Origin of the sequence: Geotoga petraea (assembly GCF_900102615.1) — a bacterium.
Taxonomy (GTDB): domain Bacteria; phylum Thermotogota; class Thermotogae; order Petrotogales; family Petrotogaceae; genus Geotoga; species Geotoga petraea.
This window is the reverse complement of sequence record NZ_FMYV01000008.1, coordinates 41,421-56,503: the sequence shown is the minus strand read 5'-3', so window position 1 is coordinate 56,503 and position 15,083 is coordinate 41,421. Positions and strand designations below refer to the sequence as shown.

The following is a 15,083-nucleotide window of genomic DNA, read 5'->3' as shown; positions in this document are numbered from 1 at the left end:
TTTTTTGATTATATTTCTATGGTGTTTTCTATTATGTTTCCGTGTTCGTCGTATATCTCAAATTTGATCCTCTTTATAGCCAATTCATAAGTTTCTCCGGTTTCAGGATTCTCGTGTTCATCTTTTTCAACAGAAAATTTATACTCATTTCCTTCTTTTTCTACTGTAATCAAAGCCTCTGCAAACTTACCTTTTTGATAATCTTTTGTTTCTCCATCATCTTCGTAATAGGTAAATTCTGCTTTGTCAGTAACTAGCCCAATAACTGTTATTTCTTCTATTTCTTTTTCACCAACGTAATTCATAGGTTCAGAAATGGTGATCAACTTGTTTTCTTTTATAAAAAGTGGGATTTCATTCAAGTCAGCATCAACGTAGAAATCACCAGGGAAATAAATAGACATCTTTCTTTCATCGTATTTAGACGCAACCCAGCATAACCATTTATCATCACCTGGCAGATGAACAAACCTTCCTTTGGCATTCTGCGTGTGAACTGGTGCAACCATTATAGAATCACCGTACATATATTGATCTTCAATTTCTTTAACCCTTTTTCCTTCATAATCCATATGAAGCGGTTTGATAAATGGTCTGAGTTCGCTAACTGATTTCATATATTCAGAATAAGAATATGGGATAAGAGAATACCTAAGTCTTATAATATCCCTCATAATATCTTTTGTTTCTTCGTCAAAGGCAAAAGGTTCTTGCTCTCTTGTTCCAAGTGCTGAATGATTTCTGTAAAGTGGTGTAAAAGCACCAAGTTGCATCCATCTAATAACAAGCTCTGGAGAAGCGTTTGACCCAAAACCCCCTACATCTGCACCGGTGTAGAAAAATCCAGCCATATTCAACGATTGCAACATTCTCATTTGAACAAGCATATGATCCCACCATGACATGTTGTCTCCCATCCAAATAGTCGCAATTCTATGGTGCCCTAAATAAGAACTTCTGGATAAAAGCAGATATCTTTGATTTGGTATTATGTTATCGAAACCTTCTTCTACAGTAGCCTTTGCCATGAAATATCCATACAAATTGTGAACCAAATCGTGGTTAACTGTACTTCCATCATCCGCTCTATGGTAAAAACTCTTATAATCTTCTCTGTTGTTGGCCATGTCGAACATCTGTTCTTTGGCGAGGAAAGATTTGATACCCATATCTTCATTTCCCCTGAGATTTTCTCCAATTTCAACCAATTTGTTGAAACCTTTTAAAGAATAAAAAATAGATGGTTCGTTCATATCGTTCCAGAAAGAGTAAATCCCTTTATCTGTAAAAAATTTGTACTTCTCTCCCCACCACTTTCGAGCTTCTTTGTTTAAAAAATCAGGAAAATGAGTTAATCCTGGCCAAACTGCTGCGACAAAGTCTTCGCCGTCTTTGTCCTTACAGAAATAATTGTTTTCTTTTCCTTCTTCGTAAACACTGTAATTATCCTCTATTTTAACCCCGGGGTCAATAATAGGAACCAATTTAAACCCATCTTTTTTCAAGTTTTTAGCAAAATCTTCAAAGTTAGGAAATTTCTCTTCGTCAACTGTGAAAACTTTGTAGTCTTTCATATAATCTATGTCCATATATATGGCGTCACAAGGGATGCCGTCTTTTCTGAAGGATTCTGCTATATTGTTGATAGTATCTGCATCTGGATAACTCCATCTACACTGTTGGAAACCCCAGCTCCATTTTGGAGGAACAAAAGGAGAACCAGTGAGTTCCAAATATTTTTTTATGACTTCGTATTTATCCTCAATATCAAAAAGATAAAAATCAAAATCTTTAGAAGGAACTTTAACAGTCATTAAATCTTTGTGCGTATATCCAATATCAAAAACAATTTCTCCTGGAAAATCGATCATAAAAGCAAACTTCTTGCTTCCGTCTATAAAAGCGAAAGGATGAGAACCATATAAAGATCCTTTTTCCGGAGTATGGATTGGGTCATCTGTCGAATAAAGTTTGTATTCTTTACCCCTTTTATTCAAAGCCCCTAATTGCTCTCCAAGCCCGTAAACATAATCATCTTTATCCATTTCATAAACAAATTCATAATAATTTTCATACTCTTTCACTTCAAAATACGGAAAATCTTCAGAGTTATCAAAATCATCTGTTATCTCTTTAATAACAGCAGTAGTGTTAAACGGTTTACCTGTTCTAAACAAAATCACATCGTCCAAAACCATTTGTTTTTTAAACATCGCTCTCCCTCCCATAATAGATTGTCCATATCAATTATACCATTTATACAATCACTATGTCAGTTCAAATGGATTTAGAAAAGAAATCCCCTCTAAAATGACCATTAGAGGGGTGTCAGTGAAACTGGCAGGGTGTTTTAGAGATTTTGCCTTTTCTCTTCCAACGTCCAACCTCGATTCTCCATCCAAAATCATTTATGATTTCTATCACAGGGGTGTTTTAGAGATTTTGCCTTTGGTTTTACAAACAATTAACAACTATCAACAAACAACAACAGGAATTATGAAATAATTCCCATACCAACAACGATTTTTCTGAAAGAAAAATCTCAACAACCAACAACTGGAATTGCAAAGCAATTCCTATTCCAACAACAGAAATCATTTCATGATTTCTATCACAGGGGAGTTTAGGCACTTTGTTTCACCTCCGACCAGCTAAAAAGCCACTTGACAAAGAGAAATATAATTATGTATAATTATACGAACATATGTATATATAATATTTTAATAAAAATTTGGTATAATGGAGGTGAGAAATGGGGGAAAAAGATAAAAAATTCAAAGAGCTATTAAATGATAAGCACATATTTTTAGAATTTATGAAAGCATTTTTCCCAATAGAAGGACTGAAAGAAAAAGATTTAATTCAAGAAAAAACAGATTTTATATCAAAAGATTATACAGAAAAAAGAAGCGATGTACTATACAAAATAAAAAAAGATGGAAAAGAAATATATTTATACATATTGCTAGAGCATCAGAGTAGTATTGATCAATTAATGGTATATAGATTTTTGAACTATATGGTAAAAATATGGGATCATTATATAGAAAACAATAAAAAGGAATCAAAAAAGAAAAACTTCAAGTTACCTCCAATAATACCGATACTGTTCTATGATGGAGAAAAGAGGTGGACACCACCAATAGAACTAAAACAAAAAATAAAAGAATCAGAAAATTTTAAAGAGCTAATCCCAAACTTCAAATACCATAAAATAGAATTAAACGAAATAGAAGAAGAAAAACTATTAGGATTAAAAAATGCAATGGGAACATTACTATATTTAGACAAAAAGATAGAAAACAAAGATATATTAGAAGTATTAGAAAAATCAAGAGAGATATTTGAACAATTTGAAGAAACAGAGAAAGAAAAATTTAGAAGTCATTTTTATGGATTTATAAAAATATTATCAGAAAAAACAGACACGGATATAGAAGAAGAGATAAAGCACTATGAGGAGGTGCAAGAAATGTATGAAAGTTTTGCAAAGAAATATATTAAAGAAAAAGAAGAAGCTATAAGGCAGGGAATACAACAGGGAATACAACAGGGAATTCAAAAAGAAAAGATAGAAGCCACTAGGAATTTTTTAAGAGAAAATGTTGATAAAAAAGTAATTTCAAAAGCCATGGGAATTTCAATTGAACAAATCAAAAAAATTGAAGAAGAAATGAATCAAAACAAGAATTAATCTACAGCCTCCTTTAAAAGGGGGCTTTTTTAATAGGTAGAAACTTAAATATCTCGACTAAGATACGAAAAGTCGCATAGAGAGATTTCATTAGTCAATATTCGAAAAAAATTTGATATAATTAAAATATAATAATTATTAATTTGAGGTGATCATATGAACAAAAATATTAAAAATGAAATAGAAAAAATTACCAATAAAATAAAAGATACAGAAAACATTAAAAAAATATACCTATTTGGTTCATATGCTTATGGTAATCCAAACATAAATAGCGATATAGACCTGTGTATAATCTCTGATGGAAATAAAAGAAAAATAGAAATAATGAACGATATAAGGGAAAAAATAGGATATTCTATTGATTACCCTTTAGATATAATTGTATATAAACCAGAAGAATTTATTGAAAGAGCTAACTCAAAAACAAGTTTAGAAAATAAGATTTCTAACAATGGAGTTGTTATCTATGAAAAAAGAGCATCTTGAATGGATAAAAATTGCTGAAAAAGATTTATTAACAGCAAAAACAATGATTGAAATCGACACCCCTCCATTAGAGATAATCTGTTATCATTGTGAACAAGCTGCAGAGAAATATTTGAAAGCTTATTTGATATTTAATGGTGAGCCAATAGCAAAAACACATGACTTAGTTTTTTTAAACAAAAAGTGTATAGAGAGAGATAAAGATTTTGAAAAAATAACAAAAGAATGTATTAGATTAACTAATTACGGAGTCAATATAAGGTATCCTAATTTCATGGATATAATAAGAGAAGATGCTGAAATAGCTTTGAGAGATGTAAAGAAAATTATTGATTTAATTAATAAAAAAATATAATAATATTAAGCTATTGCCTCCTTTGAAAAAGGAGGCTTTTGTATTTTTTACCAAAAACCAACAACTATCAACAAACAACAGAAATCATTTCATGATTTCTATCACGGGGAGTTTAAGCACTAATCCCCTCTAAAATGACCATTAGAGGGGTGTCAGTGAAACCGACGGGGTGTTTTAGAGATTTTGCCTTTGGTTTTACAAACAACTAACAACTATCAACAAACAACAGAAATCATTTCATGATTTCTATCACGGGGAGTTTAAGCACTAATCCCCTCTAAAATGACCATTAGAGGGGTGTCAGTGAAACTGACGGGGTGTTTTAGAGATTTTGCTTTTTCTCTTCCAACCAACAACCAACAACTAACAACAGGAATTATGAAATAATTCCCACGCCAACTTCCAACAGAAATCTTTGATTTCCATCACAGTGGTGTTTTAGGTTTTAACTCCCCTCTAAATGTGTTAGAGGGGAAATGCGAAGCACAGGGGAGTTTAGGCACTTTGTTTCACTAACAACCAACAACCAACAACAAACAACAGGAATTATGAAATAATTCCCCCCCAACAACCAACAACCAACAACAGAAATTGTTTTACAATTTCTACTCATCCTCCATCCAAAATCATTTATGATTTCCATAAGATTTCTAAAATATAAACATAAAACAAAAACCTTTATTTTAAAGGGATATAGAAAGTTAAATTTAAAAAGAAATGTGATATAATAAAATAATACAATAAGTATTTAAAAGTATATTTAATAAAGGGATTACTCTAAAAAATAAAAAATAATTTTTGTCCGAATTATTAAAACAAGATTTAATCATACAATCTATAAAACCAACAATAAATATGAAATAAAAGTAATATTTAAACATTAAGTAAACTATTATCCGGACAATAGGGGTGAAAAGATGGATTTGATATTACCAAGAAAAAAGATATTTAAGCTTGAAAAAATAGATATCACTAACAAAGAATGGCTTTACATGATAAAAAACGATACCAGACATTCTCTACAAATAGAAGGAATAGTTTCTTCAGAAAAAGATTTAAAATCTATAATAAAGGGAAATTATGACGAAGATGACGAAATAGTAAACTACTTTTCCACAGCTAAACATATGTACAGTTACGCAATAGAATACTACAAAGACAACGAATTTGCACTAAGCAAGGCCACAATAAGACAAATACAAAAACAACTATTAAGTGGATCATCAAACGAAAAAATAAAAGGTGTATTCAGAAATAATAATATAGATATTCACTATGCACCAAATATAAATCCACCAGAAAATGACATAGATTTCTGGGTTGAAAACTGGATAAACTACGTAAATTATTCATTAAAAAAGTATAATATATATCAAGCGATGGCAAGAATACATAATTATTTTGAAGGCATTCATCCTTTCAACGATGGAAATGGTAGAACAGGCAGAATAGTTATGAACTATATATTGTTGATGAAAGGATATCCAAACATAGTAATAAAAGGATTAAAAGAAAATGACAGAAAAGAATATTACAAAGCCCTGGAAAAAGGCGATGTTGGAATAAATCAGGTATTCAAAACAACCCCAAATAAATCACCACAAGAAATAGATAAAATAATAAACAAAGGAAACTTCGAAGACTTAGAACAGCTAATAAAAAGGGCCTTAATAGAATCGTTTGATAACTATATATGTATGGAAGAAAATGATTTCTATACAACTGAAGAAGTAGCAAAAATACTGAATAAAAAACAAGACACAATATCAAAAGATATAAGAAGAGGAAATTTGATAGCAAAAAAGCAGGAAGGTAAATGGTATATTCCAAAAAAATATTTTAATATTTTGAATACCTCAAAAAGTGCCATAAAAGAAAAAACAAAAAACGAGATATTTTATTACACAGAAAACATAGATGAAGCTTTTAATTACAGTATAGGAGTATGTTTAAACGAAGAAATAGATTTAGAGATAGCTGTAGAAAATCAAAAACTTTTAAAAGATCTAAAAGATTTAATAGACACAGAAGAATTACTGAAAAATAAAGAAACCAATTACAACAAAGAATTAAAAATCAGGTATATTACCCCAAGAAAACAAGATAACCATAAAAATTCTTTGCTGCTTGCAATAAAAATATCTCCAAAATTTTTTAATAAAATAAAAGACAAATACAATTATAAAATCATAGTTATACAAAAAAAAGAAGATAAAAAATAGATAAATATTGGAGTATCAAAATTATAAGCTGCTTTCAGCAGCTTTTATTTTATGTTTAAGGTTTATCATCTCGATTTTTTTTCACACTCTGAGCATGGGTTATAAATCCCCTCTAAAATGACCATTAGAGGGGTGTCAGTGAAACTGACGGGGTGTTTTAGAGGTTTTACTATCAACCAACAATCAGCAACTAACAACAGAAATTGTGAAATAATTCCCACGCCAACTTCCAACAGAAATCTTTGATTTCTATCACATGGGAGTTTAGGCACTAATCCCCTCTAAATGTGTTAGAGGGGAAATGCGAAGCACAGGGGAGTTTAGGCACTTTGTTTCACTAACAACCAACAGGAATTATGAAATAATTCCCACACCAACAACTGAGAATTTGTAAAACAAATTCTCACTAACCCCCATCAACAGGAATCGCAAAGCGATTCCTTTATGACAATTTTTTAAAGTTTAAATTTATTTATATTTCTATTTAACTGAGCGGAAAGATCATGAAGCTCTTCACTGTTCAACTCAACCTTTTCACTTTCGCTCTGCTGTTTATTCACGGATTCTATAGTAAGAGAAATCTTCTCGGTGATTTCTTGAATAGACTTAGCCACCTTGTCCATAGCAGAACTCATCTCTTCGGAACTTGCACTCTGTTCTTCTGAACTTGCTGTTAGATTTTCAATACCATTGTTCATGTCTTCTATCTTAGAATAGATTTTGTTAAATCTATCAGATATATTTTGCATTTCGTCGTCTATTTCATGGATAACACCAACTGTTTTATTTGTACCATCATTAACAGTTTGTGTGTTATTTTTAATTTTGTCTAATACTTTGGCTATTTTTTCAGTAGATGATTTTGAATCATCTGCAAGTTTTCTTATTTCATCTGCAACAACTGCAAATCCTCTCCCAGCTTCTCCAGCCCTTGCCGCTTCTATTGCAGCGTTAAGCGCAAGCAAAGAAGTTTGTTCTGTAATATTGTCTATTGTTTCAATAATGGATTCTATATCCTCTGTATTTGCATTTAAAACTTCGACACTTTTTTGGGTTTTATTTGATTGTTTAACAGCTTCTTCTATAACATTTTTTATCTTACCAATTGCTTCAAGACCATCAGAGGTGTTTTTATAAGTGTCTTCGGCATATTCGTTTAAGTTTTGAGCTTCTTTTGATATAGAAGTGGCAGAAGAAGCAACTTCTTGAACTCCACCAGTAACTTGTTCTACTGCAGATGCAGAACTTTCAGTGTCTTGTTCTATCCTTTCTGTTTGATCTAAAATGTTTTTGTTTTCTAATGTATTTTTATTGGATATTTCAGAAAGACTCTTGGAAGAAGTTTCTATTTTCACCCCAATATTTCTAAACTCTATTAGAGATACCCTTAATTTTTTGGCCATGCTATCCAATTCTTTCGCTATTATAGAAATTTCGTCATTCTTATTTGTCTTAAAGTCTACAGTCAAATCCCCGTTACCAAAAGAGTTTACTTTTACAGATAATTCTTTTATAGGTCGTATAACTGATCTTATGAAAAAATATGATAATATAATTGCTACAACAAAAACAACAAGAGCTAAAATAGCTATGTTGATAGAATTAGCAAAAGACGTGCTAGAAATAAGAGATGTTGGAATTGTTGAATACAATGTCCAGTCTCTATTCTCAAAATCTTTAAAATAAAAATTTCTATCTTCTACAGTGACAATGTTTTTGCCTTTTGATTCTTTTGGAATGCTATTATAATCAAAAGGTAAATCTCCAGAAGAGGCAATAAGGTTTCCATCCGAGTCAATAATATAGTTGAATTGACCGTCGTAAACTGTGTTAGAAATCAAGCTAACCAAAGAATTATAATTCATGTCTATCCCTAAAACTCCATTCATCCCAGAGCTTGTGAAAGCTGAAGCAAAAGTTATCGTTAACTTATTTTCACCAAAACCTTTTTTATATGGTAAGGTAAGTACTACATCTTCTTTTCCAAAAGCATTCTTATACCAAACGGTTTCTAAAGCATTGTAATTCTCTAAATCTCTGTCTGGTTTTGTAATAAAAGTTCCATCGTTCAAAGCAAGATAAACATTATCCACCGCTGAATAAGAATCTACAATATTTCCAAAATTCTGAAAAGTCCACGTAAGCCCGTTATTTGCTAAATTAATGGAAATATAATTAGTCAATTCTTTTACTGGTTCTATATAAGAATTAACAGCCTGGATTTGGTTACTCTGCTGATTTAAAATTGAAGTTTCGATAGAATTTTCAGAAGTGTTGTAAAAACTAACAAAACTGAATACAGAAATAACCAAAAGCGGTAAAACAGAAACAAACAAAATCAAATAAATAATCTTTGTTCTGATTTTCATATTAAAAACCCCCCTAAATTTAATTATTATAAATATTATAGCATATGAAAAAACACTATGCATCTTTCCCCTCCAACCTCGATTCTCCAACAAAAATCATTTATGATTTCTATCACAGGGGTGTTTAAGCACTAATCCCCTCTAAATGTGTTAGAGGGGAAGTGCGAAGCACAGGGGAGTTTAGGCACTTTGTTTCACTAACAACCAACAACAGGAATTATGAAATAATTCCCACACCAACAACTGAGAATTTGTAAAACAAATTCTCACTAACCCCCAGCAACAAAAAATTGCAATAGCAATTTTTTATGCTATAATACTATCTTATAAATTTTTCAAAAAATTTGATATAATCTAACCAAGGCGGGTGCTTATTACGTGAACAATAACCAGAAAGAGAATAATTTTAATAACAAAAAATCAAATATTATAATTCTCGTAATAATTGCTATAACACTCATAGCAATTTATTTTAGTTATTATAATTTAAATAGAAAATCAACAGAAAAAAATCAACAATCATATTTAAACCACCAAAAACTCCAAACAACGACAATAATAACCAGCATAAACAATTCACTTCACGACATAAAACATCACTTGGAATCTTTTGCTTCCTTATACGGAACTATATTTGAAGAAGATGATTACGATATATACAGCTCCGTTTTCGCTTCCATAATGGAAAGCCATCAAAACATCCATTCCTTAAAATACTACACAAAAGACATGGAATTACTCTATGAATACACCCTTCCACAGACAGACCAACAAAAAATGGATAACTTAAACAACGAATGGATAAACAGCTACTTACCAATTATGAGTAATAATCAAAGAAAATCCTATATACCCATGATACACAGCGATTCAGAAAATCAATGTATGGGAATAATAATACCTTTTTACAAAAATGACGAGCTACAATCTTTTATTATAACAACCCTTGATCTGAATAAAATAGTGAATGAATACATAAAGTTGGCAAATATACCGCCAGTTACAGAAGTTTTTTTTGTTGACAGATATGGATCTACAATATATTCAAACAACAACGATGATTATGGAAAAACGATTTTCGAACTAAACAGAAGGATGAGCCCTTTGCTCGAAATTTACAACCAGTTTATCACTACAAAATCTGGTTCCGATGATTATACCATAAATAACAACGGAGATAGAATCGAATACATACTTTCTTGGGACTCTTTTACTATAGAATCAAGAAAGTTTATCCTAACAATTAGTACACCAAAAAGCTATATAAACCAGAATTTAGAAGTTGTCTCAGAATGGATGATTTTATTGAACATAGTCATAACAGTTCTCATGATTTTGTTCATATACCTAACCTTTAAATTAAGAAACAAAAATCTCATACAACTTAAAAACCATTATGAACAAATAGCAAATCAAAAATCAAAAGAATACTACGACTCTCAAAAAACTCTTACAGAACAAAATATAGATCTTCAAGAAGCGTATGAAAAATTAGAAAATACAAACAAACAACTTTTAGAGAAAAAATGGGCTTTGGAACAATCTTATTCAAACAACCAGATTTTAGCGGATAGACTGGAAAACATAATAAATCTAATAACCAGTATAGACATGACATCGGCAAAATCTTTGGAAGATTTCTTAATCGAACTTTTTGATACAGTATTAAAAGTCATCCCAGAGGCAGATTATGGGAGTGTTTTCTTATACAAAAAAGATTACATAAAATACCTAAAAACAAAGGGACACGACATGGAGTTTTTAAACTCTTTAAAAGTTCCATCAGAAGCATTTTCTCAGTTTGACAGAAGCCGCTCAACAATAGTGGAACACATTGAAAATGTACCACTACCAGGAATGTCAGAAGAAAAATTAAAAATTTTTGAAGAAAAAACTCTAACTATGAAACAGTCAATAACGTTTAATTTAACGATAAACGACAAAAAAATAGCCGGGATATCCCTGGATATAGCCGAAAAAAGTGAAAAATCTTTTGACGAAACAACTATACAAATAATGGAAGCTTTCAGAGAATTATCCAATATTTTTTTAAAAATACAGAGTTATCAGCTTGAACTGAACAGAAAGGCAACATACGACAGTCTAACCGGCACATATAACAGAAGAATAATTCTGCAAATATTGGGACAAAACATAAAATTAGCGAAAAGACAAAATCAACCAGTTTCTGTTTGTTTTATAGATGTTGACAAACTCAAATATATAAACGACCATCTGGGTCACAGAATAGGGGACAGCTTGCTTATAAATGTGACAAGAATAATAAAAGAAAATATAAGAGAAATGGACTCCCTTGCAAGAATAGGGGGAGACGAATTTTTAATAGTTTTCCCAAATTGCACAAAAGAAAAAGCAGAAGAAATATGGCAGAGGATATTGGAAGATTTCAAAAAATTCAACGAAAACAACAAATTCTATTCCATAGAAGTGAGCCACGGTATATCACAATTTGATAAGGTTCACGTAAAAAACGTTGACGAGCTAATAACAGAAGCAGACGAAAAAATGTATAAAGAAAAAAACAGAAAAAGGGAGGAAGGCAATGACAAACCATGATTCGATAAAAAGGTTGAAAGAATTTGAGCTCAAAGACTTTCAAATGCCAGATTACGAAAAATACAACTTCGCAAACATACCCAACACAATAAAATATTTGTTCGAAATGGAAACAGAAAACGCTCTACCAAAAAAAGCATACGATATAAACAAAAAAGCCGGCAAAATAGTTTTTTTCTTTGTAGACGCACTGGGCTGGAACTATATAGACGAACTTATGGAAAAAAGTGATTTCTTGAGAAAAATGGAAAAAAACGGCATTATTTCAAAATTAACATCCCAGTTTCCATCCACAACATCAGCACACGTAACAACAATACACACAAACATACCTGTTTATAAAACAGGTGTTTACGAATGGTACTATTACGAACCAATGGTTGATGAAGTCATATCCCCTCTCATAAACAAAAAAGTGAGAACCAACGAAGACCTCTACAAAATAGGATATGATTCCGAGCTTTTGTACCCCATAAACAACTTCTACACAAGGTTAAAACTAAATGGCATAAAAACATACGTTCACCAACCAGACAAATTCAAACACAGCGATTACAACACCAATATAGCAAGAGGCGCACAAATACACGGATACAACACACTAATAGAAGGACTCGTCACACTAAAAAACATAATAAACGAAAAAGAAGAAAAACAGTACCATTACTTCTACCATTCTGCAATAGATACATCGGCCCATATACACGGCCCACACGCAGAAACAACAAAAGATGAAATAGAAATGTTTTTCTACGCTTTTGAACGCTTCTTCTACAGCAAAATAAAAAACAAAGAAAACGTACAGATAATAATTTCCGCAGACCATGGACAGATGGAAATAGACAAAAATACCACTTATTATGTAAACAAAAAAATAAAAAATTTTGACCAATATATACAAAAAAACAAAAAAGGAAATCCAAAAATACCATCCGGCGCAGAAAGAGACTTTTTCATACACGCCCTTCCAGAAAAACAAGAAGAATTGTATAACATATTAAAAGAAAACCTTGTAAACATAGCTGAAGTATACAAAATAGAAGAAATGATTCAAAAAGGACTTTTTGGAACACCGGGAGAAAAATTACTGAACAAGTTGGGAAATATACTCATATTACCTTTTGCAAACAAAACAGTGTGGTGGTATGAAAAAGATGTATTCGAAGTAAGGCTAAAAGGACAACACGGAGGACTATCCAAAGACGAAATGCAAATACCGTTTATAACATTCTAAAAAATGCATAAAAATAAAAAAGTGACGGATTTTTCGGGCAAAAAATCCGTCAAAAAGTTTATAAGGGTTTGCTAAGTTTCGAGTGATACAAGAAGATTAAAAAACCTTCTTATGTAGGGGTTAACTACACACATATTATAACATGAAAAATTAATTAATAAACAATTATTACAAAAATTTAATATATAATCACTTGATAGGTTAATTAACATTGTAAACTCCAATCAAAAATCCAAATGAAAAATTAATTGATCAAGTGATAGGTTAATTAGAAAACTTTAATAGAATTAAGTGATTCTACAAAAGGTAAACTGTGATAGGTATTTGTAGAAGTATTGTACTTAATAACACCTTTTTTACTCTCATCCCACATATAACCAGTGATATAGATATACTTGCCATCATCAGTTACATCATAATCGTAAATTTCAACACCTTTATTAAATATATCATAAACATTTTCTTCACCAGTGAATAGATCCAAACTTGCTATAGACTGTAAGTTTGATTCCATAATATCCATTTGAGTCTTTTCGCTATAAGAGAAAAAAACTTTCTCATCTTTGTATTTAAATTGAGTTGGATAGTTAAGCATTCTGTTAGTATCTAATGTTTTAAGGTCTAATTTACTTCCATTATCAATTATTTTTACTAAACGAGGATGATTATATAGAGTACCTTCTATTCTTTGAGAATAAATACCAAGGCTAAAAACATCGCCTTCTTCATTAACATAAAGGTCCTCAACCTTGTTATAATCAAAATAACCATAACCTAGTTCAGCCCAATGTTCTCTATCCCAATCTTTAAATAAAGTGCCAGAAATATATTTGTTAAGAAACTCTCTACTACCTTCTTCAGAAACCAGATCTTGTGTAATGGTTGAAAGATCTAAATCTCTAAGTTCTTCCCATTTTTCTTCAGAAATAAACTCAGGCTCTGAAGAGTACAGGCCTCTTATTCTCTCAAGAACTTTTTCTTTTATAGGCACTCCGTCATCACCTGTGACAATATCTTTCCACGCATAACCTTCTAAATAAAGACTTTTTGTATCTTCAGTAGAATCAGGAATGAGAGTGATATCGCCATAAGTAAACAGAGTAAAATCAGTATTATCTCCACCATCAGCAATAGATATATTATTAGCATCGAAGTCGGGAGAAATATTGCTATAAATAAAATCTCCATCATTTATATCTACTTTCATAATTCCATCACTATTATCATCTAAAGAAGAGTTAAGGTTATTACCAATCATATAAAGCAAATCATTAACAGGATCAACTACAAAATCGTAAAGGTATTTTGAATTAGTGGAATTATAATAGATAGCATTTGGATAAAAACTACCTGATTCATTGGTAACTCTTAAAAAGCTAGCACTTTCACCTGATTCCTTTTGAGACGTTCCTTTAATATAGACCCTATCTTTTGTGTCAGTATCAAATTTATCTATACTAACGGCAAAATTTGGAGTCAAAAGTTCTGATTGATTATTTTCTTCTATATTATATTTATAAATGTTGTGTTTCCCGTTGTAGGCAACCTTGAAATAAATATTTCCATTTTTCTTTATTATTGGCTCTCTATTTCCCCATTCCCAACTCCACATGTCTAATAATCCTTGGTCATATTCAAAATTGCTAAAATCTATTGGCCAAATTACACTATAACTATTATCCTGAAAGACTCTGACAAATTGCATGTTAATAGTTCTATCTCCGTTGTTGTATGCAAACATACTTTCAAAAGCTATGTACAAACTGTCGTCATCTCCAACAGAAATAAACGCTATATTTGGCAAATCTATTTCTTCATCTACGTTGAGAATACTGGTCAAGCTTCCTTCATCAGTTATTTTGTAAATAACATTAGAAGAGGTGTTTTTTGTAAAATAAATTCCATTCCTTGTTTCATAAGTTTGTTGAGTTTGTTCTTCAACTTCTCCTTTTGTTGTTATAGCAACTGCTCCAGATATATCAAAAAGAGTGTTGTGAACAACTTCGTTATCTGGAATATTATTTTCTAAATCATTTGGAACACAAGATACTAAGAAAATCACCGATAAAATTAAAGCCATAAAAAACATTATTTTTTTCATAAAAAAACCTCCCAAAAATTAATATAAAAACAGACAGCTAAA

Annotated in this window: 11 protein-coding genes; 6 read left to right on the top strand and 5 right to left on the bottom strand. The window is 31.0% G+C overall.

The features are described 5' to 3' along the window. Positions 1 to 8: 8 nt before the first annotated feature. Genes BLS00_RS09075 through BLS00_RS10625 form a run of 3 tightly spaced genes read right to left on the bottom strand, consistent with a single transcriptional unit; the run spans position 9 to position 2,631 of the window. A complete protein-coding gene (locus BLS00_RS09075; RefSeq protein ID WP_091405113.1) occupies positions 9 to 2,213 on the bottom strand; it encodes a TIM-barrel domain-containing protein in 2,205 nt (734 codons plus the stop codon). Between the two features lie 54 nt (positions 2,214 to 2,267). Beyond that, positions 2,268 to 2,408, bottom strand: coding sequence for a hypothetical protein (locus BLS00_RS10630; protein ID WP_176759891.1), 141 nt, complete (start codon positions 2,406 to 2,408; stop codon positions 2,268 to 2,270). Positions 2,409 to 2,454: 46 nt separating this feature from the next. Continuing rightward, on the bottom strand, positions 2,455 to 2,631 hold the full coding sequence (locus BLS00_RS10625) for a hypothetical protein (protein WP_176759890.1): 177 nt from the start codon (positions 2,629 to 2,631) through the stop codon (positions 2,455 to 2,457). Positions 2,632 to 2,752: 121 nt separating this feature from the next. Here BLS00_RS10625 and BLS00_RS09070 point away from each other — a divergent pair, with 121 nt between their 5' ends. The 4 genes from BLS00_RS09070 (at position 2,753) to BLS00_RS09055 (ending at position 6,760) form a co-directional block, all read left to right on the top strand. Next, a complete protein-coding gene (locus tag BLS00_RS09070) occupies positions 2,753 to 3,694 on the top strand; it encodes an Rpn family recombination-promoting nuclease/putative transposase (RefSeq protein WP_091405111.1) in 942 nt (313 codons plus the stop codon). A gap of 156 nt (positions 3,695 to 3,850) precedes the next feature. After that, positions 3,851 to 4,183 (top strand): nucleotidyltransferase domain-containing protein, encoded by a 333-nt coding sequence (locus BLS00_RS09065; RefSeq protein WP_205742428.1) that lies wholly within the window; start codon positions 3,851 to 3,853, stop codon positions 4,181 to 4,183. Next, a complete protein-coding gene (locus BLS00_RS09060) occupies positions 4,164 to 4,538 on the top strand; it encodes a HEPN domain-containing protein (RefSeq protein WP_167849000.1) in 375 nt (124 codons plus the stop codon). Before BLS00_RS09065 ends, BLS00_RS09060 begins: the two co-directional genes overlap by 20 nt. A 917-nt stretch (positions 4,539 to 5,455) precedes the next feature. Then, positions 5,456 to 6,760, top strand: a complete 1,305-nt coding sequence (locus BLS00_RS09055; protein ID WP_091405106.1) for a Fic family protein — start codon at positions 5,456 to 5,458, stop codon at positions 6,758 to 6,760. Between the two features lie 455 nt (positions 6,761 to 7,215). Here the strand turns inward: BLS00_RS09055 and BLS00_RS09045 are convergent, their stop codons facing one another. Then, positions 7,216 to 9,129, bottom strand: coding sequence for a methyl-accepting chemotaxis protein (locus BLS00_RS09045; RefSeq protein WP_176759889.1), 1,914 nt, complete (start codon positions 9,127 to 9,129; stop codon positions 7,216 to 7,218). A 378-nt stretch (positions 9,130 to 9,507) separates the two neighbouring features. Between BLS00_RS09045 and BLS00_RS09040 the strand changes: the two genes are divergently transcribed. After that, on the top strand, positions 9,508 to 11,706 hold the full coding sequence (locus BLS00_RS09040) for a GGDEF domain-containing protein (RefSeq protein ID WP_091405100.1): 2,199 nt from the start codon (positions 9,508 to 9,510) through the stop codon (positions 11,704 to 11,706). After that, complete coding sequence (locus BLS00_RS09035) at positions 11,693 to 12,940, top strand: alkaline phosphatase family protein (RefSeq protein ID WP_091405098.1); 1,248 nt, start codon at positions 11,693 to 11,695, stop codon at positions 12,938 to 12,940. Before BLS00_RS09040 ends, BLS00_RS09035 begins: the two co-directional genes overlap by 14 nt. A gap of 268 nt (positions 12,941 to 13,208) precedes the next feature. Here the strand turns inward: BLS00_RS09035 and BLS00_RS09030 are convergent, their stop codons facing one another. Next, on the bottom strand, positions 13,209 to 15,041 hold the full coding sequence (locus BLS00_RS09030; protein ID WP_091405097.1) for a hypothetical protein: 1,833 nt from the start codon (positions 15,039 to 15,041) through the stop codon (positions 13,209 to 13,211). Positions 15,042 to 15,083 lie beyond the last annotated feature (42 nt).